Annotated in this window: 22 protein-coding genes; 12 read left to right on the forward strand and 10 right to left on the reverse strand. The window is 71.8% G+C overall.

Annotated elements, in window-relative coordinates:
* Window positions 1-7: 7 nt before the first annotated feature.
* Complete coding sequence (gene metH, locus ACIQAC_RS20990) at window positions 8-3,523, reverse strand: methionine synthase (protein ID WP_402193165.1); 3,516 nt, start codon at window positions 3,521-3,523, stop codon at window positions 8-10.
* A gap of 353 nt (window positions 3,524-3,876) precedes the next feature.
* Here metH and ACIQAC_RS20995 point away from each other — a divergent pair, with 353 nt between their 5' ends.
* The 8 genes from ACIQAC_RS20995 to ACIQAC_RS21030 all read left to right on the forward strand — a co-directional run bounded on the left by ACIQAC_RS20995 (window position 3,877) and on the right by ACIQAC_RS21030 (window position 12,544).
* The gene (locus ACIQAC_RS20995) at window positions 3,877-4,641 is read left to right on the forward strand and encodes an IclR family transcriptional regulator (protein WP_402193166.1); all 765 of its coding nucleotides are present in this window, start codon (window positions 3,877-3,879) and stop codon (window positions 4,639-4,641) included.
* A gap of 353 nt (window positions 4,642-4,994) precedes the next feature.
* The gene (locus ACIQAC_RS21000) at window positions 4,995-5,786 is read left to right on the forward strand and encodes an MIP/aquaporin family protein (RefSeq protein WP_402193168.1); all 792 of its coding nucleotides are present in this window, start codon (window positions 4,995-4,997) and stop codon (window positions 5,784-5,786) included.
* Window positions 5,787-5,833: 47 nt separating this feature from the next.
* A complete protein-coding gene (gene glpK, locus ACIQAC_RS21005) occupies window positions 5,834-7,375 on the forward strand; it encodes a glycerol kinase GlpK (RefSeq protein ID WP_402193169.1) in 1,542 nt (513 codons plus the stop codon).
* 63 nt (window positions 7,376-7,438) lie between these two features.
* Window positions 7,439-9,055: an FAD-dependent oxidoreductase gene (locus tag ACIQAC_RS21010; RefSeq protein WP_402193171.1), complete on the forward strand. Its 1,617-nt coding sequence runs from the start codon at window positions 7,439-7,441 to the stop codon at window positions 9,053-9,055.
* A 237-nt stretch (window positions 9,056-9,292) separates the two neighbouring features.
* Window positions 9,293-9,745: a phospholipase gene (locus ACIQAC_RS21015; protein WP_402193173.1), complete on the forward strand. Its 453-nt coding sequence runs from the start codon at window positions 9,293-9,295 to the stop codon at window positions 9,743-9,745.
* A 154-nt stretch (window positions 9,746-9,899) separates the two neighbouring features.
* Complete coding sequence (locus tag ACIQAC_RS21020; RefSeq protein ID WP_402193174.1) at window positions 9,900-10,682, forward strand: nucleoside phosphorylase; 783 nt, start codon at window positions 9,900-9,902, stop codon at window positions 10,680-10,682.
* 86 nt (window positions 10,683-10,768) lie between these two features.
* Window positions 10,769-11,440 (forward strand): FadR/GntR family transcriptional regulator, encoded by a 672-nt coding sequence (locus tag ACIQAC_RS21025; protein ID WP_402193175.1) that lies wholly within the window; start codon window positions 10,769-10,771, stop codon window positions 11,438-11,440.
* Window positions 11,441-11,614: 174 nt separating this feature from the next.
* Window positions 11,615-12,544 carry a PAC2 family protein gene (locus tag ACIQAC_RS21030; RefSeq protein ID WP_402193176.1) on the forward strand — a complete coding sequence of 310 codons (930 nt, stop codon included), beginning with the start codon at window positions 11,615-11,617 and terminating at the stop codon, window positions 12,542-12,544.
* Between the two features lie 97 nt (window positions 12,545-12,641).
* On the opposite strand, the gene mshC is transcribed toward ACIQAC_RS21030, so the two are convergent.
* The 4 genes from mshC to ACIQAC_RS21050 form a co-directional block, all read right to left on the reverse strand.
* The gene (gene mshC / locus ACIQAC_RS21035; RefSeq protein WP_402193178.1) at window positions 12,642-13,871 is read right to left on the reverse strand and encodes a cysteine--1-D-myo-inosityl 2-amino-2-deoxy-alpha-D-glucopyranoside ligase; all 1,230 of its coding nucleotides are present in this window, start codon (window positions 13,869-13,871) and stop codon (window positions 12,642-12,644) included.
* A gap of 870 nt (window positions 13,872-14,741) precedes the next feature.
* Window positions 14,742-15,560: an SCO1664 family protein gene (locus tag ACIQAC_RS21040; protein WP_402193179.1), complete on the reverse strand. Its 819-nt coding sequence runs from the start codon at window positions 15,558-15,560 to the stop codon at window positions 14,742-14,744.
* The gene (locus ACIQAC_RS21045; RefSeq protein ID WP_402193181.1) at window positions 15,524-16,114 is read right to left on the reverse strand and encodes a DUF3090 domain-containing protein; all 591 of its coding nucleotides are present in this window, start codon (window positions 16,112-16,114) and stop codon (window positions 15,524-15,526) included. The genes ACIQAC_RS21040 and ACIQAC_RS21045 overlap by 37 nt, the downstream gene beginning before the upstream one ends.
* A gap of 91 nt (window positions 16,115-16,205) precedes the next feature.
* Window positions 16,206-16,892: a histidine phosphatase family protein gene (locus ACIQAC_RS21050; RefSeq protein WP_402193182.1), complete on the reverse strand. Its 687-nt coding sequence runs from the start codon at window positions 16,890-16,892 to the stop codon at window positions 16,206-16,208.
* A gap of 131 nt (window positions 16,893-17,023) precedes the next feature.
* Here ACIQAC_RS21050 and corA point away from each other — a divergent pair, with 131 nt between their 5' ends.
* On the forward strand, window positions 17,024-18,019 hold the full coding sequence (gene corA, locus ACIQAC_RS21055; protein WP_402193184.1) for a magnesium/cobalt transporter CorA: 996 nt from the start codon (window positions 17,024-17,026) through the stop codon (window positions 18,017-18,019).
* A gap of 118 nt (window positions 18,020-18,137) precedes the next feature.
* Here corA and ACIQAC_RS21060 read toward each other — a convergent pair whose 3' ends face one another.
* Both ACIQAC_RS21060 and ACIQAC_RS21065 read right to left on the reverse strand, forming a co-directional pair.
* The gene (locus ACIQAC_RS21060; RefSeq protein ID WP_402193185.1) at window positions 18,138-18,926 is read right to left on the reverse strand and encodes a ferritin-like domain-containing protein; all 789 of its coding nucleotides are present in this window, start codon (window positions 18,924-18,926) and stop codon (window positions 18,138-18,140) included.
* A 225-nt stretch (window positions 18,927-19,151) separates the two neighbouring features.
* Window positions 19,152-20,207: an LLM class F420-dependent oxidoreductase gene (locus tag ACIQAC_RS21065; RefSeq protein ID WP_402193187.1), complete on the reverse strand. Its 1,056-nt coding sequence runs from the start codon at window positions 20,205-20,207 to the stop codon at window positions 19,152-19,154.
* Between the two features lie 187 nt (window positions 20,208-20,394).
* Between ACIQAC_RS21065 and ACIQAC_RS21070 the strand changes: the two genes are divergently transcribed.
* Both ACIQAC_RS21070 and ACIQAC_RS21075 read left to right on the forward strand, forming a co-directional pair.
* Entirely contained in the window at window positions 20,395-21,378 is a 984-nt protein-coding gene (locus ACIQAC_RS21070) for an aldo/keto reductase (protein WP_402193188.1), read from the forward strand.
* Window positions 21,375-23,978 carry a helix-hairpin-helix domain-containing protein gene (locus tag ACIQAC_RS21075; RefSeq protein ID WP_402193190.1) on the forward strand — a complete coding sequence of 868 codons (2,604 nt, stop codon included), beginning with the start codon at window positions 21,375-21,377 and terminating at the stop codon, window positions 23,976-23,978. Before ACIQAC_RS21070 ends, ACIQAC_RS21075 begins: the two co-directional genes overlap by 4 nt.
* Before the next feature lie 113 nt (window positions 23,979-24,091).
* Here the strand turns inward: ACIQAC_RS21075 and ACIQAC_RS21080 are convergent, their stop codons facing one another.
* Window positions 24,092-24,802 (reverse strand): hypothetical protein, encoded by a 711-nt coding sequence (locus ACIQAC_RS21080; protein WP_402193192.1) that lies wholly within the window; start codon window positions 24,800-24,802, stop codon window positions 24,092-24,094.
* Window positions 24,803-24,849: 47 nt separating this feature from the next.
* Between ACIQAC_RS21080 and ACIQAC_RS21085 the strand changes: the two genes are divergently transcribed.
* Window positions 24,850-25,038 carry a DUF5703 family protein gene (locus ACIQAC_RS21085; RefSeq protein WP_402193193.1) on the forward strand — a complete coding sequence of 63 codons (189 nt, stop codon included), beginning with the start codon at window positions 24,850-24,852 and terminating at the stop codon, window positions 25,036-25,038.
* Between the two features lie 72 nt (window positions 25,039-25,110).
* Here the strand turns inward: ACIQAC_RS21085 and ACIQAC_RS21090 are convergent, their stop codons facing one another.
* Complete coding sequence (locus ACIQAC_RS21090) at window positions 25,111-25,872, reverse strand: chaplin (RefSeq protein ID WP_402193195.1); 762 nt, start codon at window positions 25,870-25,872, stop codon at window positions 25,111-25,113.
* Between the two features lie 142 nt (window positions 25,873-26,014).
* Entirely contained in the window at window positions 26,015-26,248 is a 234-nt protein-coding gene (gene chpH, locus ACIQAC_RS21095; protein ID WP_402193197.1) for a chaplin ChpH, read from the reverse strand.
* Window positions 26,249-26,320: the final 72 nt, after the last annotated feature.

Here is a 26,320-nt window from a genome sequence, read left to right on the forward strand (position 1 = left end):
GCCACGGTCAGCGGGCGTTGAAGTACTTCGCCGCCGGGTGGTGGATCACGATCGCGTCCGTGGACTGCTCGGGGTGGAGCTGGAACTCCTCGGAGAGGTGCACACCGATGCGCTCCGGCTCCAGCATGTCGGCGATCTTGGCCCGGTCCTCCAGGTCGGGGCAGGCGCCGTAGCCGAGGGAGAAGCGGGCGCCGCGGTACTTCAGCGCGAACATGTCCTCGATGTCGGCCGGGTCCTCCCCGGAGAAGCCCAGCTCGGAGCGGACCCTGGCGTGCCAGTACTCGGCGAGGGCCTCGGCCAACTGCACGGAGAGGCCGTGCAGTTCGAGGTAGTCGCGGTAGGAGTTCGACTCGAAGAGCTTGGCCGTCTCCTCGCCGATGCGGTTGCCGACGGTGACGATCTGGAAGCCGACGACGTCGGTCTCGCCGGACTCCTCCGGGCGGAAGAAGTCGGCGAGGCAGAGCCGGCGGCCGCGGCGCTGGCGCGGGAAGGTGAAGCGGGTCCGCTCGTTGCCCGAGTCGTCCAGGATGATCAGGTCGTCGTCCTTGGAGACACACGGGAAGTAGCCGTAGACGACGGCCGCTTCGAGCAGGTTGTCCGTCTGGAGCTTGTCCAGCAGGCCGCGCAGCCGGGGCCGGCCCTCGGTCTCGACGAGCTCCTCGTACGTCGGGCCCTCGCCGGTGCGGGCCTGCTTGAGCCCCCACTGGCCCTTGAACAGGGCGCCCTCGTCGAGCCAGGACGCGTACTCCTTGAGCTGGATGCCCTTGATGACGCGGGTGCCCCTGAAGGGCGGCTCGGGGATCGGGTTGTCGGTGGCGACGTCGGAGCGGACGTGCCCCTCCTCCGGCCGCTCCTCGACGACCGCGGCCGGCGTCGCGCGCACCCGGCGCTGCTTGAGCTCCGGCAGCTTCGCACCGGGCACGCCCCGCTTGACGCCGATGAGGGCGTCCATGAGGCGCAGGCCCTCGAACGCGTCGCGGGCGTAGCGGACTTCGCCCTCGTAGATCTCGTGCAGGTCCTGCTCGACATAGGCCCGGGTGAGGGCCGCGCCGCCGAGGATGACGGGGAAGTCGGCCGCCATGCCGCGGGCGTTGAGCTCCTCCAGGTTCTCCTTCATGATCACGGTGGACTTCACGAGGAGGCCGGACATGCCGATGACGTCGGCGCGGTGTTCGGCGGCGGCGTCGAGAATCGCCGAGACCGGCTGCTTGATGCCGAGGTTGACCACGTTGTAGCCGTTGTTGGACAGGATGATGTCGACGAGGTTCTTGCCGATGTCGTGGACGTCGCCGCGGACCGTGGCGAGCACGATGGTGCCCTTGCCGTCCTCGTCGGTCTTCTCCATGTGCGGCTCCAGATGGGCCACCGCGGTCTTCATCACCTCGGCGGACTGGAGCACGAACGGCAGCTGCATCTGGCCGGAGCCGAACAGCTCGCCGACCACCTTCATGCCGTCGAGCAGGATCTCGTTGACGATCTTCAGGGCCGGGGTGGTCTGGAGGGCCTCGTCGAGGTCGGCCTCCAGGCCGTTCTTCTCACCGTCGATGATCCGTCGCTTGAGGCGCTCCTCCAGGGGCAGCGCCGCCAGTTCCTCCGCCTTGCCCGCCTTGAGGGACTTGGCGGTGGCGCCCTCGAACAGGGCCATGAGCTTCTGGAGCGGGTCGTAGCCCTCGGCCCGGCGGTCGTAGACCAGGTCGAGGGCGGTGCGGACCTCCTCCTCGGTGAAGCGGGCGATCGGCAGGATCTTGGAGGCGTGCACGATCGCCGAGTCGAGGCCGGCCTTGACGCACTCGTCGAGGAAGACCGAGTTCAGCAGGATGCGGGCGGCCGGGTTGAGGCCGAAGGAGATGTTGGACAGGCCGAGGGTGGTCTGTACGTCGGGGTGGCGGCGCTTGAGTTCGCGGATCGCCTCGATGGTGGCGATGCCGTCGCCCCGGGACTCCTCCTGGCCGGTGCAGATGGTGAAGGTCAGGGTGTCGATGAGGATGTCCGACTCGTGGATGCCCCAGTTGCCGGTCAGGTCGTCGATCAGCCGCTCGGCGATCTGGACCTTGTGCTCGGGCGTCCGGGCCTGGCCCTCCTCGTCGATGGTCAGGGCGATCAGCGCGGCGCCGTGCTCCTGGGCGAGGGCGGTGACCTTGGCGAAGCGGGACTCCGGGCCGTCACCGTCCTCGTAGTTGACCGAGTTGATCACCGCGCGGCCGCCGAGCTTCTGAAGCCCGGCCCGGATCACGTCGACCTCGGTGGAGTCCAGGACGATCGGGAGTGTGGAGGCGGTGGCGAACCGGCCGGCCAGCTCCTCCATGTCGGCGACGCCGTCGCGGCCGACGTAGTCGACACAGAGGTCGAGCAGGTGGGCGCCCTCGCGGATCTGCTCGCGGGCCATCTCGACACAGTCGTCCCAGCGGGCCTCCAGCATCGCCTCGCGGAACTTCTTCGAGCCGTTGGCGTTGGTGCGCTCGCCGATGGCCAGGTAGGAGGTGTCCTGCCGGAACGGCACCGACTGGTACAGCGAGGCGGCGCCCGGCTCGGGGCGCGGGCTGCGCTCGGCCGGGACCAGGCCGCGGGTGCGCTCGACGACCTGGCGCAGGTGCTCCGGCGTCGTACCGCAGCAGCCGCCGACCAGCGACAGACCGTAGTCGCGTACGAAGTTCTCCTGGGCGTCGGCCAGCTCGGGCGCCGACAGCGGGTAGTGGGCGCCGTCCGAGGTGAGGACGGGCAGACCGGCGTTCGGCATGCACGACAGGGGGATGCGCGAGTGGCGGGCGAGGAAGCGCAGGTGCTCGCTCATCTCGGCGGGGCCGGTCGCGCAGTTCAGCCCGATCATGTCGATGCCGAGCGGCTCCAGGGCGGTCAGGGCCGCGCCGATCTCGGAGCCGAGGAGCATGGTGCCGGTGGTCTCGACGGTCACGGAGACGATCAGCGGTACGTCGTATCCGGCTACCTGCATGGCCCGGCGGGCGGCGATGACCGACGCCTTGGTCTGGAGCAGGTCCTGGGTGGTCTCGACGAGCAGGGCGTCGGCGCCGCCGGCGAGCAGGCCCTCGGCGTTCTGCTGGTAGGCGTCGCGGATCGCGGTGAAGGTGGTGTGGCCGAGGGTCGGCAGCTTGGTGCCGGGGCCCATGGAGCCGAGGACCCAGCGCTGCTGCCCGGTGCGTTCGGTGAACTCGTCGGCGGTCTCGCGGGCGATGCGTGCGCCGGCCTCGGAGAGTTCGGTGACGCGCTCGGGGATGTCGTACTCGCCGAGGGCGGAGAGGTTGGCGCCGAAGGTGTTGGTCTCGACGCAGTCCACGCCGACGCCGAAGTACTCGGCGTGCACCGAGCGGACGATGTCGGGGCGCGTGATGTTGAGGACCTCGTTGCAGCCCTCCAGCTGCTGGAAGTCCTCCAGGGTGGGGTCCTGCGCCTGGAGCATGGTGCCCATGGCTCCGTCGGCGACCACCACGCGGGTGGCGAGCGCCTCGCGGAGTGCGGCCACGCGGCTCCGGGGGTCGGCGGAAGGGGTCGGCGGCACAGAGGCCATGAAAGGGCTCCCTCAGGTGCGACGGCTGTCGGCTTTGCGTCCCGGTCAGGATGCGCTCGGAAGGTACCCGGCGCTTCCCGGAGGATGCGCCCGGGCGGTTCCCGGCGTGTCCCGTCCCGATGTCCTGTCTACGGACGCACGCCGCCAGGGTAGCGGGGACCGAGGGCTTATGGTCGGGGCGTCCACGGGACGGACGCGGACGGCGTCCGGGTCACCTGCGGACAACACCGGACGTAACAAGTGCCGACCGAGTATTGGCGGAGGGTCGGCATGGACCGGTAGTGTTCGACATTGCCGAACGGTGGCTGTAGGGCTGCCCATGAACGGCCGAAGGGGACGGAGGCAGGACGGCGATGGCACGGAACATCCAGTCGCTCGAACGGGCGGCCGCGATGCTGCGGCTGCTCGCGGGCGGTGAACGACGACTCGGCCTGTCGGACATCGCCTCCTCGCTCGGCCTCGCCAAGGGCACGGCCCACGGCATCCTGCGCACCCTCCAGCAGGAGGGCTTCGTCGAGCAAGACGACGCCTCCGGGCGCTATCAGCTGGGCGCGGAGCTGCTCCGGCTCGGCACCACCTACCTGGACGTGCACGAGCTGCGCGCGCGGGCCCTCGTCTGGACGGACGACCTGGCCCGCTCCAGCGGCGAGAGCGTCTACCTGGGCGTGCTGCACCAGCAGGGTGTGCTGATCGTGCACCACGTCTTCCGGCCCGACGACAGCCGGCAGGTGCTGGAGATCGGCGCGATGCAGCCGCTGCACTCCACGGCGCTGGGCAAGGTCCTGTCGGCGTACGACCCGGTGGCGCACAGCGAGGCGCTGGAGAGCGACCGCAAGCCGTTCACGGACCGCACGGTGTACGACGCCGGAGACTTCGAGCAGATCCTCGACCTCACGCGCGCGCGGGGCTATGCGGCGGACGTCGAGGAGACCTGGGAGGGCGTGGCCTCCGTCGCGGCGCCGATCCACGACCGGCGGCGGATGCCGGTCGGGGCGGTGGGTGTCGCGGGCGCCGTGGAGCGGCTGGCGCGCGACGGCGAACTGCGGCCCGAGCTGATCGCGGCGGTGCGGGACTGCGCCCGCGCGGTGTCCCGGGACCTGGGCGCCGGGCGCTTCTGAGGCGCGGCCCGAGCGCCGCCCCACCCGCATCACCGGCCACAAGAACCTCGTAAGAGAAACCGGAGCACTCGGCGGTGTTCCGGCACTCGCCCTACCCTGAAGTGGACAAACAGGGCGAAAGGGGGTGCATTGCTTCGGGGATCGGTGACTCATGGCGATCAATAACGATCGCGCTTTCGATAACCGAACCCTTGACGTGTGGGTAACGCGGGGCAAGACTCCCGTCCATCGGTCGGCATTGTCGAACACTTGACGGCAATACGCGCTAGAGTGTGACAACGCCACGGGCCGACGGACCCCTGAACGGGACTCGGGGTTCTGCTCCCCCTGGACGAAGGACAAAGGAGTCGCGGGTGTCCAGCTCCGACATCTTCATCGGCGAGACCATCGGTACCGCCGTACTCATTCTGCTCGGCGGCGGTGTGGTCGCCGCCGTCGTACTGAAGGCCTCCAAGGCCCGTAACGCCGGGTGGCTGGCCATCGCCTTCGGGTGGGGTTTCGCCGTGATGACGGCCGTGTACATCTCGGCCCCGCTCTCCGGCGCACAGCTCAACCCGGCGGTCACGCTGGCGCTCATGATCAAGGACGGCGGCTGGAGCGACCTCCCCCTGTACTGGGGCGGGCAGTTGCTCGGCGCCATGATCGGCGCGACGCTCGTCTGGATCGCCTACTACGGCCAGTTCCACGCGCACCTCACCGACCGGGAGATCGTCGGGGAACCGGGCGCGCCGGCCGGGACCAAGGCCGTGGAGGCCCGGGAGAAGGGCGCGGGCCCGGTCCTGGGCATCTTCTCCACCGGCCCCGAGATCCGGAACGTGTGGCAGAACCTCGCGACCGAGATCATCGGCACCATCGTGCTGATCCTGGCCATCCTCACGCAGGGCCTCAACAACGCGGGCAACGGCCTGGGCACGCTCGGCGCCCTCATCACCGCCTTCGTCGTGGTGGCCGTCGGTCTGTCCCTCGGTGGCCCGACCGGCTACGCCATCAACCCGGCCCGTGACCTCGGCCCGCGCATCGTGCACGCCCTGCTGCCGCTGCCCAACAAGGGTGGCTCCGACTGGGGCTACGCCTGGATCCCGGTGGTGGGTCCGCTGATCGGCGCCGCCATCGCGGCAGGCCTCTACAACGTCGCTTTCGCCTAGAGCACCGGTAGAACGGTCCCCCACCCACGGAACCCCAGGAGCACACAGTGACTGACGCCCACACTGCCGGGCCCTTCATCGCGGCCATCGACCAGGGCACCACCTCCTCGCGCTGCATCGTCTTCGACCGGGACGGCCGGATCGTCTCCGTCGACCAGAAGGAGCACGAGCAGATCTTCCCGAAGCCGGGCTGGGTCGAGCACAACGCCAACGAGATCTGGACCAACGTCCAGGAGGTCGTGGCCGGCGCGATCGAGAAGGCCGGCATCACCCGCGACGACATCAAGGCCATCGGCATCACCAACCAGCGCGAGACGACCGTGCTGTGGGACAAGAACACCGGTGAGCCGGTCCACAACGCCATCGTCTGGCAGGACACCCGCACCGACGCCCTGTGCCGCGAACTCGGCCGCAACGTCGGGCAGGACCGTTTCCGCCGGGAGACCGGTCTGCCGCTCGCCTCCTACTTCGCCGGTCCCAAGGCCCGCTGGCTGCTGGACAACGTCGAGGGACTGCGCGAGCGCGCCGAGGCCGGCGACATCCTCTTCGGCACCATGGACAGCTGGGTCATCTGGAACCTGACCGGCGGCGCGGACGGCGGCCACCACGTCACCGACGTCACCAACGCCTCGCGCACCATGCTGATGAACCTGCACACCATGCAGTGGGACCCGAAGATCGCCGAGTCGATCGGTGTGCCGCTCGCGATCCTCCCCGAGATCCGCTCCTCCGCAGAGGTCTACGGCGAGATCACCGGCGGCCGCCTCGGCGAGCTGCTCGGCGGTATCCCGGTCGCGTCCGCGCTCGGCGACCAGCAGGCGGCCCTGTTCGGCCAGACCTGTTTCTCCGAGGGCGAGACCAAGTCGACGTACGGCACCGGCACGTTCATGGTGATGAACACCGGCGAGAAGATCATCAACTCGTACAGCGGGCTGCTGACCACCGTCGGCTACAAGATCGGCGACCAGGACACGGTCTACGCCCTGGAGGGCTCGATCGCCGTCACCGGTTCGCTGGTGCAGTGGATGCGCGACCAGATGGGTCTCATCTCCACCGCCGCCGAGATCGAGACGCTCGCGCTCTCCGTCGAGGACAACGGCGGCGCCTACTTCGTACCGGCCTTCTCCGGGCTGTTCGCCCCGTACTGGCGCTCCGACGCCCGCGGTGTGATCGCCGGTCTGACCCGGTACGTCACCAAGGCGCACCTCGCGCGCGCCGTCCTGGAGGCCACCGCCTGGCAGACGCGGGAGATCGCGGACGCCATGACGAAGGACTCCGGCGTGGAGCTCACCACGCTCAAGGTCGACGGCGGCATGACCTCCAACAACCTGCTGATGCAGACCCTCTCGGACTTCGTGGACGCCCCCGTGGTGCGCCCGATGGTCGCCGAGACCACCTGCCTCGGCGCCGCCTACGCCGCCGGCCTGGCCGTCGGCTTCTGGAACAGCACCGACGACCTGCGCGCCAACTGGCGCAGGGCCGCCGAGTGGACCCCCCGCATGGACGCGGCCCAGCGCGACCGCGAGTACAAGAGCTGGCTCAAGGCCGTGGAGCGGACCATGGGCTGGCTCGACGAGGACGAGAGCTGACGGGCGGACGGGCCGACCCGGCCCACCCGCCCGCGAAGAGCTGACGAGGAGTAAGAACCCACCATGACCAGTCAGTCCACCCTGAAGTCCGTGCCTGCCCTGGGCACACACCCGGCCTCCGGCTCCAACCCGAGCCGCGCCGAGACCCGGGAACAGCTCGCCGGGGCGTCGTACGACCTTCTTGTCATCGGCGGCGGCATCCTGGGCATCTCCACCGCCTGGCATGCCGCGCAGTCCGGTCTCAGGGTGGCCCTGGTCGACGCCGGCGACTTCGCCGGCGCCACCTCCTCCGCCTCCTCCAAGCTGCTCCACGGCGGTCTGCGCTATCTCCAGACCGGCGCGGTGAAGCTGGTGGCGGAGAACCACTTCGAACGGCGCGCGGTCTCCCGCCAGGTGGCCCCCCACCTGGCGAACCCGCTCACCTTCTACCTGCCGGTGTACAAGGGCGGCCCGCACGGCGCCGCCAAGCTCGGTGCGGGGGTGTTCGCCTACTCGGCGCTGTCCGCGTTCGGCGACGGTGTCGGGCATCTGCTCTCCCCCGGCAAGGCGCAGCAGGATGTGCCGGAGCTGCGTACCGAGAACCTCAAGGCCGTGGCCGTGTACGGCGACGACCAGATGAACGACGCGCGGATGGCGCTGATGACGGTCCGCGCGGCCGTCGAGGCGGGCGCGGTCGTGCTGAACCACGCCGAGGTCACCGCTCTGCGCTTCACCCGGGGCCGGGTGACCGGTGCCGAGCTCAAGGACCGGCTGTCCGGCGACGAGTTCGGCGTCTCCGCGCGGCTGGTGCTCAACGCGACCGGCCCGTGGGTGGACCACCTGCGCCGCCTGGAGAACCCGGACGCGGCGCCGTCGATCCGGCTGTCCAAGGGCGCGCACCTGGTCCTGAAGCGGACGGCCCCGTGGAAGGCGGCGCTGGCGACGCCGATCGACAAGTACCGCATCACGTTCGCCCTGCCCTGGGAGGACATGCTGCTGCTCGGCACCACGGACGAGATGTTCGAGGGCGACCCGGCGGATGTCGCGGTCAACGACAAGGACATCGCGCAGATACTCGACGAGGCCGCGTTCTCCATCCGCGACCAGCAGCTCGACCGGGACCTCATCACCTACGCGTTCGCGGGTCTGCGGGTGCTGCCGGGCGGTCCCGGCGACACGGCGAAGGCCAAGCGCGAGACGGTGGTGACCGAGGGCCGGGGCGGCATGCTGTCGGTCGCGGGCGGCAAGTGGACGACGTTCCGGCACATCGGCCGTACGGTGATGAAGAAGCTGGAGACGCTGCCGGGCCACCCGCTGGGCGAGGACTTCGAACCGATCTCGTCGCTGCCGAAGCGGATGCCGCTGCCGGGTGTCGCCAACCCGCGCGCGGTCGCCCACCGGCTGATGATCGACGGTCCGGCGCCGGGCCCGCGGATGGCGGCGGACACCGCCCGGCACCTGGCCACGCACTACGGCTCGCTGGCCTTCGACATCGCGCGGATCGCCAACGAGAACCCCGAACTGGCCCAGCGTGTGCACCCCGACGCCCCGGAGATCTGGGCGCAGGTCGTGTGGGCCCGTGACCAGGAGTGGGCGGAGACGCAGGACGACGTGCTGCGTCGGCGTACGACGCTGACGATCCGCGGGCTGGCCACGGACGACGTCCGTGCGAAGGTCCAGGACCTGCTCGACAAGAAGTAGACCCGGCGCCCGCGCGGGCGCATGCGTAAGGGGCGGTGCCTTTGTGGACCGCCCCTTACGCATGCCACCGGCGGAGCACAGGGCACTTCCGCGCGGTTCACCCGTTGATCGCCCGGCGGGCCGGAGAGTTCACGGCGCATTAGGGCGGCTGCGGTGTAACGACATTGAAGATGCGTCAATCATCTTGTCATGAACCTGCGGCCCGACGGACGGGTCGCAGCCTCATGGAGGTGTGGGATGCACCGCAGACTTGCCACCGGTCTCGCCGCATCGGCCCTGGCCGTGATCACCATCACCGCGACCGCCACCAGCGCCACCGCCGCTCCCGCCGACAAGCCCCAGGTGCTGTCGAGCTGGACCCAGACAAGCTCGTCCAGCTACAGCTCCTGGGCCGCGGCCCGCTCCAACCAGGGCGCCTGGGCCGCCTACGCGTTCGACTGGTCCACCGACTACTGCTCCTCCTCCCCCGACAACCCCTTCGGCTTCCCGTTCGCCAACTCCTGCGCCCGCCACGACTTCGGCTACCGCAACTACAAGGCCGCCGGCCAGTTCGACGCCAACAAGGCGCGCCTCGACAGCGCCTTCTACGAGGACCTCAAGCGGGTGTGCAACGGCTACAGCGGTGGCACCAAGACCGCCTGCAACAGCACCGCGTGGACGTACTACCAGGCCGTGCGCGCCTTCGGCTGACGGTTCACCGGCGGCCTGACGGCTCGCCGACGGCAGACCCACCGGGTGCGGGCCATCGGTCCGCGCCCGGTCGGCGTCCCGGGGGTGTGATCGCCGGGAGACGCGCGATTCGTATGATCGGCGTCAACTCCCGCCCCGCCCCTGGAGCCACGCCATGACGCAGGACCTGATGCCCATCACCCGCATACCCCGCGCGGGGCTCCCGGCGCACGCGGTCGTCGTCGGCGACCCGGCGCGCGCCGCGGCCGTCGCCGCGCTGCTCGACGGCGCCGACGAGGTGTCGTACCACCGCGAGTACCGGGTGTTCGCCGGGAGTTGGAAGGGTCTGCCGGTGGTCGTGGCCTCGCACGGGGTGGGCGCTCCGGGCGCGATCCTGCTCTTCCAGGAACTCGCCGACGCGGGCGTGCGCACCTTTCTGCGGTTCGGTACGGCGGGGGCGATGCGCCCGGGGATCGGTGACGGCGATCTGGTGATCGCGGAGGCGGCCGTACGCGACGACGGGGTGACCCAGCAGTTGCTGCCGCCGGAGTACCCGGCCGTCGCCGCGCCCGAGGCCGTGCTGGCGCTGCGGCGGGCCGCCCGGGAGGCGGGGGCGCCGCACCACCGGGGGATCGTGTGGACACGGGCGGCGTTCCAGCCGGGGCTGATCCCGCTCACCGCGTACCGCGGCGCCGGGCTCGCCGCCATCGAGATGGAGCTGTCGGCACTGCTGGTGACGGCGTCGCTGCGCGGGCTCGTCGCGGGCGGGGTGCTGGTGGTGGACGGCGCCAACGCGGACGAACTCGTCGACGAGGAGGCGACCGGCGGCTACGACCCGCACCGGGACGTCGTAGCGGCCGGTGTGGCGCGGGGCGCGGTGGTCTCCCTGGAGGCGCTGCGGCTGCTCGCCGAGCCGGAGGCGCACGGCGGCCGAGCGGACGCCGGGGCGCCGGTCTGACCTGTGGGTTCGGTCCCGGTTCAGCCGGGTGAACCCCCATAATGGCGCTGAGACATCCGATGTCTGAGCGACTGGGAGGCCGGCCGATGGCAGTCACCGACGAGGCGATCGAGAAGATCAAGGGAATGATCGTCTCGGGCGCCCTGCGACCCGGCGACCGGCTGCCCAAGGAGAGCGAACTCGCCGCCGAGCTGGGCCTGTCCCGCAACTCCCTGCGCGAGGCGGTGCGCGCCCTCGCGCTGATCCGGATCCTGGACGTGCGCCAGGGCGACGGCACATATGTGACCAGCCTCGATCCGCAGTTGCTGCTGGAGGCGCTGAGTTTCGTCGTCGACTTCCACCGCGACGACACCGTCCTGGAGTTCCTCGCGGTACGGCGGATCCTGGAGCCGGCCGCCACCGCGATCGCCGCCACCCGGGTCAGCGAACAGCAGCTCGACGCGCTGACCGCGCAGCTGGAGGCGCTCGGCGGCGAACCCTCGGTGGAGGAACTCGTCGCCGCCGACCTGGAGTTCCACCGCGGCATCGTGCAGGCGGCCGGCAACTCGGTGCTGTGCTCGCTGCTCGACGGGCTGTCCGGGCCGACCACCCGGGCCCGGATCTGGCGCGGGCTGACCCAGGAGGACGCGGTCAGCCGGACCCTGCACGAGCACCGGGCGATCCTCGGGGCGCTGCGCGACCGGGACGCCGAGGCGGCCCGTTCCTGGGCGACCGTGCACATCGCGAGCGTCGAGCAGTGGCTGCGCAGCACCCTGTGAGTGCCGCCCCGGACCTGGTGCTCGGATGATTCGAAGAGACGTTCCCGGGGTGTTCCGGGGTGGTGGACGGGGCAGTGATCCGTTCACTCCCCCGTGCAAGGGGGCTGCGGGCGCCCCCGTCGCACGCCGTAAGGTTGGGTCGTTAGGCGAGGGCACGTCGGAAGGAGGCGCTGGGTGATCGAGCTGGAGGGGGTTCCCGAGCTGATCGACCCAGTGATGGTGGCCGCGTTCGAGGGCTGGAACGACGCCGGCGACGCCGCCTCCAGCGCGGTCGCGCATCTGGAGAGCGAGTGGAAGGGCGAGGTGTTCGCGGCGCTCGACGCCGAGGACTACTACGACTTCCAGGTGAACCGGCCCACGGTGTGGATGGACGCCGGTGTGCGAAAGATCACCTGGCCGACGACAAGGTTGTCGGTGGTGCGGGTCGGCGGCGACAAGCCGCGTGACCTGGTGCTGGTCCGCGGCATCGAACCGTCCATGCGCTGGCGCTCGTTCTGCAACGAACTGCTCGGATTCGCGCACGAGCTGGGTGTGGAGCTGGTGGTGATCCTGGGTGCGCTGCTCGGCGACACCCCGCACACCCGCCCGGTCCCGATCAGCGGGACCACCTCGGATCCGGACCTGGCCCAGCGGATGGACCTGGAGGAGACCAAGTACGAGGGCCCCACGGGCATCGTCGGCGTCCTCCAGGAGGCGTGCACCCACGCGGGCGTACCGGCGGTGTCGCTCTGGGCGGCCGTACCGCACTACGTGTCGCAGCCGCCGAACCCGAAGGCCACGCTGGCGCTGCTGAACCGGCTGGAGGACCTGATCGACGTCCGGATCCCGCTGGGCGAGCTGGCCGAGGACGCGCGGGCCTGGCAGGTGGGTGTGGACCAACTGGCCGCGGAGGACAGCGAGGTCGCCGAGTACGTGCAGTCGCTGGAGGAGGCCCGGGACACCGCGGAGCTGCCCGAGGCGACCGGTGAGGCGATCGCGCGGGAGTTCGAGCGTTATCTGCGCCGCCGGGACGGTGGGACCACTCCGCCGACGCCGGGCGAGCGGACCCGCCCGCCGAAGCCGCCGAAGCCGTCCACGGACGACGACGAGTCGTCGGAGGACTGAGCCGGCCAACGCGTCGGAGCAGTCAGAAGGGGCGCTTCCTCCCGGAGGAAGCGCCCCTTCTTGTTCGTCGTCCTGGCCCGGCGGGTGGCGGGGGTGGCTAGAGCGCCACGCCCAGCAGGGCGTCCACGGCGCGCGAGACGACACCGGGGGCACCGATGTCCGTACCGCCCGCCTCCTGCTGGCGCGCGGCCCAGCGGTCCACCGCGGCGAGGGCCGCCGGGGCGTCCAGGTCGTCGGCGAGGGCCGCGCGGATCTCCTCGACGACCGCGTCGGCGCCGGTGCCGTCGGGGCGGGAGACGGCCGCGCGCCAGCGGCCGAGACGTTCCTGCGCGTCCCGCAGCACCTGGTCGGTCCACTCCCAGTCGGCCCGGTAGTGGTGGGAGAGCAGGGCCAGGCGGATGGCGGCGGGGTCGACGCCGTCGCGGCGCAGCTGGGAGACGAAGACCAGGTTTCCCTTGGACTTCGACATCTTCTGCCCGTTCAGGGCGACCATGCCGGCGTGCACGTACGCCTTGGCCATCGGGAACTCGCCGGTGAGCACCTGGGCGTGCGAGGCGCCCATCTCGTGGTGCGGGAAGGCGAGGTCCGAGCCGCCGCCCTGGACGTCGAAGCCCATACCGAGGTGGTCGAGGGCGATGGCGACGCACTCGATGTGCCAGCCGGGGCGTCCCTGTCCCAGGGAGCCGCCGTCCCAGCTGGGCTCGCCCGCGCGGGCCGCCATCCACAGCATCGGGTCGAGCGGGTCCTTCTTGCCGGGACGCTCGGGGTCGCCGCCGCGCTCGGCGGAGAGCAGCCGCATGGCGGCCGCGTCGAGGTGCGAGACGCCGCCGAAGTGGGGGTCGGACTCCACGGAGAAGTAGATGTCGCCGTCGAGTTCGTAGGCGGCGCCGGCGTCGCGGAGCCGCTCGACGAGCGGCACGATGCCGGGTATCGCCTCGACGGCGCCGATGTACTGGCGCGGCGGCAGCATCCGCAGGGCGGTCATGTCCTCGCGGAACAGCGCGGTCTCCTGCTCGGCCAGTGCCACCCAGTCGACTCCGTCGCGCTGCGCGCGCTCCAGCAGGGGGTCGTCGACGTCGGTCACGTTCTGGACGTAGTGAACCTGCCGCTTGGTGTCGAGCCACACGCGTTGCACGAGGTCGAACGCGTTGTAGGTCGCCGCGTGACCCATGTGGGTCGCGTCGTACGGCGTGATGCCGCAGACGTAGATACGGGCGACGGGACCGGGGTCGAGGGTGACGAGGCCGCCGGTCGCGGTGTCGTGGATCCTCAGGTCGCGGCCCTGACCAGGCAGGGCGGGGACCTCGGAAGCGGGCCAGGCATGCATGTCATGAGCGTAACCGGACTATGGTTCCGGATTCGAACCGGCCGGGGCGGATGGCCGGGAAGACGGTCTTGCGGGGGGGTGGGGGGCTGTGCGGTGCCCCTGGCCGGGGGGCGTTGTCCGGGTGCGGGCCGGTGGGGGGTGCTCGCGCAGTTCCCCGCGCCCCTGGGAGGTTGCTCGAGTGCGAGCCGGTGGGGGTGTTCGCGCAGTTCCCCGCGCCCCTCGAAGGGGGTGGTCCGGTGCGGGACCGTGCGGGGTGCTCGCGCAGTTCCCCGCGCCCCTGGAAGGGTTGTTCGAGTGCGGGCCGGTGGGGGGTGCTCGCGCAGTTCCCCGCGCCCCTGGGAGGTTGCTCGAGTGCGAGCCGGTGGGGGTGTTCGCGCAGTTCCCCGCGCCCCTCGAAGGGGGTGGTCCGGTGCGGGCCGGTGGGGGGTGCTCGCGCAGTTCCCCGCGCCCCTGGAAGGGTTGTTCGAGTGCGGGCCGGTGGGGGGTGCTCGCGCAGTTCCCCGCGCCCCTGGGAGGTTGCTCGAGTGCGAGCCGGTGGGGGGTGCTCGCGCAGTTCCCCGCGCCCCTGGGAGGGGTGGTCCGGTGCGGGACCGTGTGGGGTGGTCGCGCAGTTCTCCGCGCCTCTGGAGGGGGTGGTTGGGTGCGGGCACGTGGGGGGTGGTCGGGCTGTTTCTCGCGGCCCTGAGGGGGGTGTTCGGGGGGCTTGGGAAATGGTGGGGTGGGGTTCTGGGCGATGGGCGCTGGCTTCGACGCCCTGGGGGCGCGGGGAACTGCGCGAGCAGACCCCACCGGGCCGCGGCCGGACAACTGTCCAGGGGCGCGGGGAACTGCGCGGACAACCCCCGCCGGGCCGCGGCCGAACTGTCCGGGTTACACCGGGGGCCAGGGGATGGCCGGCCAGTCGCCGGTTGGTTGGGGGTGGACCCCCGTCGTGAGGAGGCCGGCGACCCGTGAGCGGGTGGCGTCCAGTTCGGGCGGGGTGATCAGCGCGGACAACCGGTCGGCGAGCGGCCCGCCGGGGCCCAGGTCGGCCCGGAGACGGCGCAGGGCCTCCATCGCCTCGGCGGTGAGGGGTTCGCCCGCCCAGCCCCACAGCAGCGTACGCAGCTTGTTCTCCGCGTTGAACGTGACACCGTGATCGATGCCGTACAGCCGCCCGTCCTCCGTGGGCAGCAGATGCCCACCCTTGCGGTCGGCGTTGTTGATCACGGCGTCGAGCACGGACAGCCGCCGCAGCCGCTCGTCGTCCGCGTGCACCAGCAGCGCCGTCCTGTCCTCGGCGACCTCGGCGAAGCCGATGGCCTTCCAGCCCGGCTCGGGCTCCTCACCGTCCACCAGGGCCAGCAGCTCGGCGTCCGGCGTGGCCTCGATCCACAGCTGGACCATGCCCTCGCCGTAGGGACCCTCGCGCAGCACGGTCGGCGGGACCAGGTCCCAGCCGGTGGCCGCCGAGACGGCGTACGCGGCGACCTCGCGCTGGGCGAGCGTGCCGTCGGGGAAGTCCCACAGCGGACGCTCCCCGGCGACCGGCTTGTAGACGCAGGCGGCCTCCTGGCCCTCGTACGTCACCGTGCAGTACAGGGCCGCGTTGGACGCGTCCCGGATCCGGCCGCGCACGGTCAGCTCACCCTCGGTGAGAAGTTCCACGGACGTCACGCTCCGCGGCGGTATCCGTTCTGGCGCGGACATACGTGTCCCTCCGGGTCGAGCGGCAGACTGCACAGCGGGCACGGCGGCCGCCCGGCGTTGACGACGTCGAGCGCGCGCTTGGCGAAGGCACGGGCCTGCGCCCCGGTCAGCCGGACCCGCAGCATCGGGGGTCCGTTCTCCTCGTCCTGGAGGAGCCGCTCCTCGGCCTCGGCGAGGTCCTCCTCGGAGTCGGCGTCCAGCTCCACCAGCGCCTGGGCCTCGACGATCATGCGCTGTTCCTCGCCGTCCCAGGCGAGGGCCATGGTGCCGACCCGGAACTCCTCCTCGACCGGGGTGTCCAGCGGGTCGTTGTCGGAGACCTCGGTGGGCGCGACGGCCGGCACGGACGCGCTGCCGCCGGTCCGCCGGACGACCTCGTCGAGCAGTTCGTCCATGCGCTCGGCGAGCGCGGCCACCTGGGTCTTCTCCAGGGCAACGCTGGTCACGCGGGGGCCGGCGGTGGCCTGAAGGAAGAACGTACGGCGTCCGGGCAGCCCGACCGTGCCGGCCACGAAGCGGTCCGGCGGGTCGTAGAGGTACACCTGACGGGACACGTCCAGCTCCATGCAGTCGTGGTGGGAATCGCGAGCGAATGTGGTCGGTTTCGCGGCTGGTGCAACCGCTCAACCCTACTGCGGCGGACGATCACGGTGCGCCCGCACCGCCCCCGACCGGCGCCTCCCCCGCGGGGGGTTCCTCGCGCGGCACGAGTGACGCGAAGTCGCCGGTGTCACCGAGCCGTACGAGAAACGGCCGCAGTCGGGTGTAACGGATCGCGGTGATGGAACACGGTTCTACGGAGATCCGCTGGAAGAGGTCGAGATGAAGTCCGAGTGCGTCCGCCACGAGGGACTTGATGATGTCGCCGTGCGAGCACATGACGTAGACGGCGTCGGCGCCGTGATCGCGCTCCACGCGCGCGTTCCACTCGCGTACCGCTTCGGCGGCGCGGGTCGCCATGGCCCGCATCGACTCACCGCCGGGGAACGCGGCGGCCGTCGGATGGGCCTGGACGACCTGCATCAGCGGCTCGTCGGAGAGTTCGGCGAGCTTGCGGCCGGACCAGTCCCCGTAGTGGGCCTCGCCGATCCGGTCGTCGGAGTGCGCGGTCAGCCCGGGACGGGCGTCGAGGAGCGGCTGGACGGTCTCCTGGCAGCGCTGGAGGGGGCTCGCGACCACCTCGGAGATCGGCAGCGCGGCGAGCCGTCCGGGCAGTCCGGCGGCCTGTTCGCGGCCGCGTTCGTCGAGGGCGACGCCGGGAGTCCAGCCGGCCAGCAGGCCCTCGGTGTTGGCGGTGGAGCGTCCGTGCCGGACAAGGATCAACGTGGGCATGACCACCAGCGTAGGCGTACCGCCGCGCCGCAGGGGGCGTTGCCGTGGGCGGGCCGGGACCGGCCGGGAGCGCGCGGTGGCGGGCGGACGACAACGTGCGTCGACGCCGTGCCGACGGGAGAATTCGCAGCGTGATCGTCGACTTCGCCATCTACCGCGACGGGCACCGCACGGAGGGTCCCGAGGACTTCTCCGACGCCCTCGTCGAGGCGCGCGGCGCCGGCGGCTTTGTGTGGATCGGGCTGTACGAGCCCACGCAGGGCGAGTTCGGCCTGGTCACCGAGGAGTTCGGGCTGCACCCGCTGGCCGTGGAGGACGCCCTGAAGGCGCACCAGCGCCCCAAGCTGGAGGTCTACGACGACTCGCTGTTCATGGTGCTGAAACCGGTGCTCTACGAGCCGGACAGCGACACCGTCTCCACCGGCGAGGTGATGATCTTCATCGGCGAGGGCTTCGTGGTGACCGTGCGTCACGGCGAGGGCTCCCCGCTCGCAGCCGTCCGGCACCGGCTGGAGCACGATCCGGAGCTGCTCGGCAAAGGGCCCACGGCGGTCGTGTACGCGATCTCGGACGCCGTGGTCGACCACTACCTGGAGGTCGCGGACGAGCTCCAGACCGACCTGGAGGAGCTGGAGACCGAGGTCTTCTCGCCGGAGGGCGGCGGCTCACGGAACTCGGCGGCGCGGATCTACAACTTCAAGCGGCAGATCCTGGAGTTCCGCCGGGCCTCCGGACCCCTGACGCTGCCGCTGACCCGGCTCGCCGGACTCGGCCCGTTCGGCGTCTCGGTGCCGTACGTGAACGACAAGGCGCGGCCGTACTTCCGTGATGTCAACGACCATCTCGCGCGGGTGAACGACGCGGTGGAGAGCCTGGACCGGCTGGTGTCGGACATCCTGTCGGCGCATCTGGCGCAGATGAGCGTGCGGCAGAACGACGACATGCGGAAGATCTCCGCCTGGGCGGCCATGGCCGCGGTGCCCACGATGATCGCGGGCATCTACGGCATGAACTTCGACCACATGCCGGAACTGCACTGGGTGTGGTCGTATCCGGCGGTGATCGCGCTGATGGCGGGCCTGGTGGCGCTGCTGTACCGGACGTTCAAGCGGCGGGACTGGATGTAGCGGGCCGCGGACACGGCGGCGCCCCACGCACGGCACGCGCGCGTGGGGCGGATTCTCCGTCGGGCGGAAGCAGCGGGACGGGCAGGCCGGGCGGGACGGGCGGGACGCGCGGGACGGGTCAGGCGAACTCGGGGGCCGCGCTCGCGGGGCCCCCGAGCGCGTTGCGCCGCTCCGGCATCCGCAGCGACACCATGCGCCGCCAGCCGCCCAGCCGTTCGTACAGGTACACGGCGTGGATGCCCAGGGCGAGGACCGCCGCCTTGGGCCTGGACCAGCCGAGGACGCGCCCCATCTGCGCCATCACGGCGAGGCTGACGTCCCGGTAGATACGGATCTCGGCGAGCGCGCAGTCGCGCAGGGTGCGCTGGATGGCCCGGCCGTGTCCGGCCGCGGCGTAGCGCAGGAGTTCCTCGTGGCAGTAGGCGAGGTGGTTGTCCTCGTCGTTGGAGATCATCTTCACCGCGCGGCCGACGTCGGGGTGGTCCCCGAAGTACTTGCGCAGCATGTCCATCTGCTCCGAGGCACGCTGTTCGGTGACCCGGCTGTGGGCGAGGTAGGTGATGACGTCCTGGACGGTCAGGTGCTGGTCGCTCTTGAGCTTCTCGTGGGCGAGACCGATCCCGTTCTTCTCCAGGATCATGGTGTAGTCGGTCTCGGCGGGTACAGGGACGGGCCGCAGGCCGCGCTTCTTCATCAGGGCGTTGAAGATCCGCCCGTGCTTGTCCTCGTCGGCGCCGTGCCGGGTGATCTTGGGGGCGAGGTCGCGCTCGCTCGCGGGCACCAGCGCGGCGATGCGGGAGTTCTCCCAGCCGCCCTGCGACTCGCCGCTGGCGGCGATGGAGCAGAACAGCCGGAAGGACTCGTCGTTGTCGAGGATCTCCTGGAACAGACTCTTGGCCGAAAGCATCTGAGGCACCTCTCTACGGGGACTCCGCAAAGAACGAGTCAAATGCGCCGTCCGGAGAGCTGCAACACCTGTGTCGGACAACTCCGCCAAAAGAAGGACTGTCGCCGACACGTCCGGGGCGTAACCGCGCGCGGTCCGGCGCGTTGTTCCCCGTGACGGCCGTGGCGGGGAAGACCCCCGAGCCCCCACCACGGCCGCGGAAACCTCTCCCCCGCGGCCTGCGTGTCAGGCCAGTCCGGCGCGCTCCAGGGCCTCGGTGCCGGCGCGCAGCGCGGTGAGCCGCTCGTCCAGGGTGAAGCCGGCGGGGGCCAGTGTGAGGGTGGTGACCCCGGCGGCCGCGTAGGCCTTCATCCGGTCGGCGATCCGGTCCACGGAGCCGAGCAGCGCGGTCGAGTCGATCAGGTCGTGCGGTACGGCCGCCGCGGCGCCCTGCTTGTCGCCGGACAGGTACTTCTCCTGGATCTCGGCCGCCGCCGCCTCGTAACCCATGCGTCCGGCGAGCTGGTTGTAGAAGTTCTGCTTGCGGCTGCCCATGCCGCCGACGTAGAGCGCGGTGTAGGGGCGGAAGGTGTCGGCGAGCGCGGTGACGTCCTTGTCGTCGCCGACGGCGAGCGGCAGCGTCGGGCAGACGTCGAAGCCGTCCATGGTCAGACCGGCCTTCTCGCGTCCCGCGCGGAGGTACTTCAGCGCGGTCTCCTCAAGGTGGTCCGCGGAGGGGAAGATCAGCAGGGCGCCGTCGGCGATCTCACCGGTCTGCTCCAGGTTCTTCGGGCCGATCGCGGCGATGTACAGCGGGATGTGCTCGCGCTGCGGGTGCACAGTGAGCTTGATCGGCTTGCCCGGGCCGTCCGGCAGGGGCAGCGTCCAGTGCTCGCCGTCGTAGGCGAGGCGCTCGCGGGTCATCGCGCGGCGCACGATGTCGACGTACTCGCGGGTGCGGGACAGCGGCTTGTCGAACTTGACGCCGTACCAGCCCTCCGAGACCTGCGGGCCGGAGACGCCGAGGCCCAGCCGGAAGCGGCCGCCGGAGAGGGAGTCGAGGGTCGCGGCGGTCATCGCGGTCATCGCGGGCTGGCGGGCCGGGATCTGGAAGATGGCCGAGCCGACGTCGATGCGCTCGGTCTGGGCGGCGACCCAGGTGAGCACGGTGGCCGCGTCGGAGCCGTAGGCCTCGGCGGCCCAGCAGACCGCGTAGCCGAGCCGGTCGGCCTCCTTGGCGACGGCGAGGTTGTCCCCGTCCATACCCGCGCCCCAGTAGCCGAGGTTGATCCCGAGCTGCATGGCCGAATCCCCTTACTGATCAGTAACGTCCCTGTGCGGCAGACCCTAGCGCGGGGGGCCGCCTGCGGCGAGATCCCGGTGCCGGACGTCGCTCTTCGGAGAGCGCGCGAACACAGCCCGTGCCTGCGGGAAACCGGTTGTCCACAGGCCCCCACGACGCCAGTCGCGGCCAGTACTCTCGGCGTCCATGGAGCAGAGGCATCTCGGCCGCACCGGCCTGCGCGTGTCCCGCATCGGTCTCGGCACCCTCACCTGGGGAAGGGACACCGACGAACACGACGCGGCTGACCTCTTGAAGACCTTCTGGGAAGCGGGCGGAAGCCTCGTCGACACGGCGGACGTGTACGGCGACGGGGAGGCCGAGTATCTGCTCGGACGCCTCATAGAAGGCCTCGTGCCGCGGCGCGACCTCGTGATCTCCACCAAGGCGGGCAGCGTGCCCGACCCCGACCGCCGCTTCGACGGCTCGCGCGGTCATCTGCTCGCCGCGCTGGACGCCTCGCTCGCGCGGCTCGGCACGGACTACGTCGACGTGTGGCACATCCACGCCTTCGACCCGGACACCCCGATGGAGGAGACCCTCCAGGCGCTCGACCTCGCGGTCTCCAGCGGGCGCGCCCGCTACGCCGGGGTCTCCAACTTCTGCGGCTGGCAGCTCGCCAAGGCCGCCACCTGGCAGCTGGCCGCGCCGGGCACGCGCACCCGGCTGGCGAGCACGCAGATGGAGTACTCGCTGCTCCAGCGCGGCGTCGAGCGCGAGGTGCTGCCGGCCGCGCTGGACCTCGGCATCGGGCTGCTGCCCTCCTCGCCGCTGGGGCGCGGGGTGCTGACGGGCAAGTACCGCGACGGGCTGCCGCCGGACTCGCGGGGCGCCTCGGACCATCTGGCGCTCTTCGTCGAGCCGTATCTCGACGACACCGCGAGCCGGATCGTGGACGCGGTGGCGACGGCCGCCGACGGGCTGGCGGTGACCCCGCTCCAGGTCGCGCTCGCCTGGGTGCGGGACCGGCCCGGAGTGACGGCTCCCATCGTCGGCACGCGCAACGCGCAGCAGCTCTCGGCCGCGTTGTCAGTGGAGGCGCTTAGTCTTCCTGACGAGATCTGCCGGGCGCTCGACGATGTGTCAGCACCCGTGCACCGCTATCCCGATCACGACTGGAGCACGCTGTGAGCACGGAGCCGACTCCCGAGGACACCTCCCCCGAAGCGACACCCGCCGCCGCGGAAACGGGGAGCACGGGGACGCCGGGGGACGGGGGGACGCGGACGCCGGGGGGCGGGGACGGGGCGGACGCCGGGGGCAGCGGGACCCGGACGCAAGGGGGCGAGGGGCGGACGGATGCCGAGGACAGCGGGACCCGGACGCACGGGGGCGAGGGGCGGACGGACGCCGAGGACAGCCGGACCCGGACGCACGGGGGCGAGGGTCGGACGGACGCCGAGGACAGCCGGACCCAGACGCACGGGGGCGAGGGTCGGACGGACGCCGAGGACAGCCGGACCCAGACGCACGGGGGCGAGGGGCGGGCGGACGCCGAGGGCGGCGGGACCCAGACGCCGGGGGGCGGGGACGGGGCGGATGCCGGGGACAGCCGGACCCAGACGCCCGGGGGCGAGGGGCGGGCCGATGCCGGGGGTGAGGGCACGGGGGCGAGCGAGGCCGGAGGGACGGAAAGTGACGCCGAGGGTGCCACCGGCACGGACTCCGGTGCCGACGACGGTGAGAAGACGGCTGCTCAGCTGTCCGAGGCCGCGGCCGAGCTCGCCGCGCAGCGGCTGGAGCGGGAGCGGATCGCACGGCGGAAGGCGGAGCGGCAGGGGCCCGTCGCGAGCGGGGCCAAGCTGAGCGGTACCGCCGCCGACCTGCTCGCGGCCGTGCGGGCGGTGGAGAGCGGCGCGAAGCCGGTCGCCGTGTTCGCCGAGTCCGAACCGGCGCGGCGGCGCCCGGTCGAGGAGCCCGTACGGCGGCCCGAGCCCGTGGTGGCGGCCGCGCAGACTCCCAGCGGGGACGCCGTCGAGGCCGTACGGCAGGTGCTGGTGGAGGGTGGTGCGCCGGAGGGGCTCGCGCCGCAGGCCGCCGAGGCCCTCGGGGCGGGCGCGCCCGACCTGCTGCGCGAGGATCCCTGGCGGCTGCTGGGCGTGGCCGGTGTGCGGCCCGAGCAGGCGGACGGGTTCGCGCGGGCGCTGCTGGGCGCGGAGTGCGCGCCGGACGACGAGCGGCGTGGCCGCGCGGTCACCTGCTGGCTGCTGGAGCAGGCCGCGATCGCCGGGCACACCGCGCTCGAACTGGCCACGCTCTCCACGGCCCTGGGCCGGCACGGCGTGCCCGACGCCGACACCGCCGTACAGAACACCCTCGCGGAGGGCGAGGCGCTGGTCTTCCAGGATCCGCTCGACGAGCCGGGTGCCGTCCCGGCCGCGCGGACCGCCCCCGAGGACAAGGCGGACGGGGCGGACGGGGCGGACGAGGGCGACGGCGAGCCGGAGCGGCCGGTCCGGGTGCTGGTCGGCCTGGAGCGGTACGCGCTCGCGGAGGAGAGCCTCGCCGACGGCCTGGCCCGGCTGATCAACTCGGTGCCGAAGCAGGACGGTTCGGCCGAGGACTGGGAGCGGGCGGCGGCGGACGCCGAGCGCGGCGCCGGTGAGTTGATCCGCGCGGTCGCGGGCCACGGGCTGGTGCTGCACACCGGCGCCGAGGCCTCCCTCGCCGAGCCGGCCGCGCTGCTGACCGCGGCCCACGCGCTCGGGCTGCGCGCCTGGGCGGCGACCCACTCGTCGGTGGGCCGGGACCGTTTCGCCGCCCGCGTCGACGGACCCGGCACGGCCACCGTCGCCGGTCTGCTGTCCGGCGCCGAGGGTCCCGGCCGCGACCCGGACGGCGCGCTCGACCTCGACCTCCTGGTGGTGCTCGACGCGCCCCAACTCGACGTGGAGAGCGGGGCCCTGCTCACCGAGTCGCTGCCGGACGGGGCACGGCTGGTGCTGGCCGGCGATCCGGCGGTGCTGTGGTCCGTGGGTCCCGGCCGGGTCTTCGCCGACCTACTGGCCGCGCGGCACTGTCCGCACGTCGTCTCCCGGCGCCCCGACCCCGGCCCGCTGGGCGAGCTGGTCTCGGGCATCGGCGTCGGCGAGCTGAACCAGGTGGAGGCGCCCGGCAAGGAGGTCGTCATCGTGCCCGTGCGCGACGCGGGCGAGGCCGTGCACCGGACCGTCCAGCTCGTCGCGGACTCGGTGCCCCGGGCGTTCGGCGTGCCCCCCGAGCAGACCGTGGTGGTCACCCCGGGCCACGGCGGCGCCGCCGGCACCCGGGTGCTCAACGCGGCCCTCAAGGAGCGGCTCAACCCCGGCCCCGGCCGCTTCGGCGGCTTCGACCCGGGTGACCGTGTTGTCCACTCCCCCGTGCCGGGCCGCGCGGTGCCCGGGACCGTGGTGACGGCGGACGCCGACGGGCTGCATCTGTCGTGCGCCGGCGAGACGGTCGTGGTGGCGAAGGACCGGGTCGCGCAGTGTGTGCGGCACGGCTGGGCGCTCACCGCGCACCAGGCGGTGGGCGGCCGGTGGCCGGCCGCGGTCGTGGTGCTGCCCGGCGACGCGGCGCAGGCGCTCAACCGCCCCTGGGTCTACACGGCGTTCGGCCGCGCGGACCGTCATCTGTCGGTCGTGCACGGCGTCGAGCAGGCGTTGCCGAAGGCGGTCGCGGAGATCCCGGCGAAGCCCCGGACGACCCGGCTGCCCGCGCTTCTGCGCCCCCAGGTGCCGACGACGGACTGAAGCACGGCAACAGTCGGAAACGGCGGCGGCCGGGAGGATGTCGATCCTCCCGACCGCCGCCGTTCGCCGGTCACGTCCGGCCACCACCGTTGTCGGTCACACCCGGTCGCCGGCTATGCGCGGTCCGCGTCCAGCGGCTCCAGGTCCTCGTCCTCGTCCAGCTCCACCTCTTCGACGTCGTCGAGATCCTCGTCGGCGTCGGCGTCGTCGGGGTCCTCGTCGAAGACCGCGCTGACGTCGAACCGGCACACCACCGCCTGCGGATCGACCTGCTCGAAGGGGGCGTCCAGCCACTCGCCGGGCTCCGCCGGTTCGTCCGCGGCGGTCACCCAGAGCGTGGAGTCGCCCTCCTCCAGGCCGAACTCCTTGTGCCGGGAGGCGATCTCGTCCGGTTCGAACTCCCCGAAGAGCACACCGAGCGCACCGTGCAGGGTGGCCGCGGCCTCCCGGCCGTTGACCGTCCCGCCCTCGTGCTCCACCGCCTCGATCCGCTGAGCCTGAGCCAGCAGCCGCTGCGGTTCCGCGACGGCGTAGTCGCGGCGGATCAGCACACTGAGCGCGTTGGGCTCCTCCGGACCGGCGTACGGCGGCAGCGAGTCCTCCGCGCCGGGGATCTCGAAGGGCGTGACCTCGTCATAGCGGTCGTAGAGCAGTTCGTCGTACGTCTCCGCGGCCGCGGCGAGCTCGTTGAACGCCTCGTAGACCTCGGGATCGTCCTCCCCGGACCGGCGTTCGACCGCGGCCAGGTGGCGGTCGAGCGCGGTCTTGACCGCCTCGGCGGCGGCGCGTACCTCGGCAGCGGTGGGCTGCGCAGCATCAGACATAGTGCAGACGCTATCCGTACCGGGCCCCAGCCCGCACAATAGATGCGATGCCGGAATACGAATTTGTCGACGTGTACGTGCCGCGCGGGGTCTCTCGCAAGGAGGCGACACGGTTGCTGACGGACCACGCGGAGTACGGACAATGGGAGTTGTACCGCCTGAGCCTGATGCGCGACGGCAGCCGTAGGGTGCGCCTGCGGCGGCGGATCATCCGCCAGGTTCGCGCGACGTGGTGACGTAAGCGGAATGTGCGGAGCGGGCCCCGCCCGAGGCGGGGCCCGCTCCGTCGCACGCCTGTCGGCCGGCGGTCAGGCCGAGGTGCGCGCCCGGCGGTAGAGCACCGCTCCGGCGAGCAGCGCGCCCGCGCCCAGTGAGACGGCCGCGCCCATCGGCAGCGAACTGCCGGTCTGCGCGAGCTGGGACGAGCCGCGCGCCTCGCTGACCAGGTGCGCCTCGGGCTTGTTGCCGTGGGTGACGTGCTCCGGGCTCACGCTCTCCGGTGCGGAAGGCGTACCGGGTTCGCCGGGATTGCCTGGCTCTACCGGATTGCCCGGGTTTCCGGGGGTCTCCGGTGTGGTCGGCGGGGTCGACGGCTTGCCGGGCGGGGTGCTCGACCCACCGCTGCCGTTGTCACAGTCGTTGCCCGTGGTGGGGTTGCCGATACCGATGACGTCGACGCTGTTGCCGCAGACGTTCACCGGCACATGGACCGGGGCCTCGACGTGGTTGCCGGAGCCGACACCGGGCGACCCCCCGGTGTGGCCGTCGGCCTGCGCGCCCCCGGGACGGGCGGAGCCGCCGGGGTGCCCGCTGCCGCCGCTCTTGCCGCCCTTGTTGGCGCAGGCGTTGCCCACCGACGGGTTCAGGACCCCGACGACGTTCACGGTGTTGCCGCAGACGTTCACCGGCGCGTGCACCGGCGCCTGCACCGAGTTCCCGGACAGTACGCCGGGTGAGCCGGAAGCGGAGCCCTGCGCACCCGAGTCGGCGTGCGCGCCGCCGCTCGCGGCGGCGATCACCCCGGTCGCGGCGGCCACGGTCATCAGGCCCTTGCGGGTGGCCTGTCGCATGTACTGAATCCCTGCCTTCGACGTGATGGAAGTACCGCGGATTTCCGAGTGGTTCAAGGTCGCAAAGACCGATCGGCCCCGGAGCGCATGGGACGCGCTCCGGGGCCGAAGGGCTCAGACCCTTATCGGGCGAGGCACAACGTCACTTGTTGATGCAGGTGTTGCCGAAGGCGGGGTTCAGCAGCCCGATCACCGAGATCGTGTTGCCGCACACGTTCACGGGGATGTGAACGGGCACCTGAATGACGTTGCCGGAGGCGACACCCGGGGAGTGCACAGCGGCACCCTGGGCACCGGAGTCGGCCACGGCCAGGCCCGCGCCCGCGAGAACCAGGCCACCAGTGGCAGCCGCAGCGGCGACGACCTTCTTGATCATTATTCCTCCTTGTTGGCAAATGCGATCCCATGCCTCGGATCGCAACAGCAGTAACGAGGAGCCGCGATTAGG

The organism is Streptomyces sp. NPDC088387, assembly GCF_044753385.1.
GTDB lineage: Bacteria > Actinomycetota > Actinomycetes > Streptomycetales > Streptomycetaceae > Streptomyces.

Bases quoted from the DNA above. Each gene is read 5' to 3' on its own strand.
- ACIQAC_RS21015 (WP_402193173.1), top strand. From the start codon at position 9,293: ATGCACCGCAGACTTGCCACCGGTCTCGCCGCATCGGCCCTGGCCGTG.
- mshC (WP_402193178.1), bottom strand. From the start codon at position 13,871: ATGCATGCCTGGCCCGCTTCCGAGGTCCCCGCCCTGCCTGGTCAGGGC.
- metH (WP_402193165.1), bottom strand. From the start codon at position 3,523: ATGGCCTCTGTGCCGCCGACCCCTTCCGCCGACCCCCGGAGCCGCGTG.
- ACIQAC_RS21080 (WP_402193192.1), bottom strand. From the start codon at position 24,802: ATGTCTGATGCTGCGCAGCCCACCGCTGCCGAGGTACGCGCCGCCGCC.
- ACIQAC_RS21090 (WP_402193195.1), bottom strand. From the start codon at position 25,872: ATGCGACAGGCCACCCGCAAGGGCCTGATGACCGTGGCCGCCGCGACC.
- chpH (WP_402193197.1), bottom strand. From the start codon at position 26,248: ATGATCAAGAAGGTCGTCGCCGCTGCGGCTGCCACTGGTGGCCTGGTT.
- ACIQAC_RS21070 (WP_402193188.1), top strand. From the start codon at position 20,395: ATGGAGCAGAGGCATCTCGGCCGCACCGGCCTGCGCGTGTCCCGCATC.
- ACIQAC_RS21085 (WP_402193193.1), top strand. From the start codon at position 24,850: ATGCCGGAATACGAATTTGTCGACGTGTACGTGCCGCGCGGGGTCTCT.
- ACIQAC_RS21025 (WP_402193175.1), top strand. From the start codon at position 10,769: ATGGCAGTCACCGACGAGGCGATCGAGAAGATCAAGGGAATGATCGTC.
- ACIQAC_RS21010 (WP_402193171.1), top strand. From the start codon at position 7,439: ATGACCAGTCAGTCCACCCTGAAGTCCGTGCCTGCCCTGGGCACACAC.
- ACIQAC_RS21020 (WP_402193174.1), top strand. From the start codon at position 9,900: ATGACGCAGGACCTGATGCCCATCACCCGCATACCCCGCGCGGGGCTC.
- ACIQAC_RS21040 (WP_402193179.1), bottom strand. From the start codon at position 15,560: ATGTCCGCGCCAGAACGGATACCGCCGCGGAGCGTGACGTCCGTGGAA.
- ACIQAC_RS21050 (WP_402193182.1), bottom strand. From the start codon at position 16,892: ATGCCCACGTTGATCCTTGTCCGGCACGGACGCTCCACCGCCAACACC.
- ACIQAC_RS21065 (WP_402193187.1), bottom strand. From the start codon at position 20,207: ATGCAGCTCGGGATCAACCTCGGCTACTGGGGCGCGGGTATGGACGGG.
- ACIQAC_RS21060 (WP_402193185.1), bottom strand. From the start codon at position 18,926: ATGCTTTCGGCCAAGAGTCTGTTCCAGGAGATCCTCGACAACGACGAG.
- ACIQAC_RS20995 (WP_402193166.1), top strand. From the start codon at position 3,877: ATGGCACGGAACATCCAGTCGCTCGAACGGGCGGCCGCGATGCTGCGG.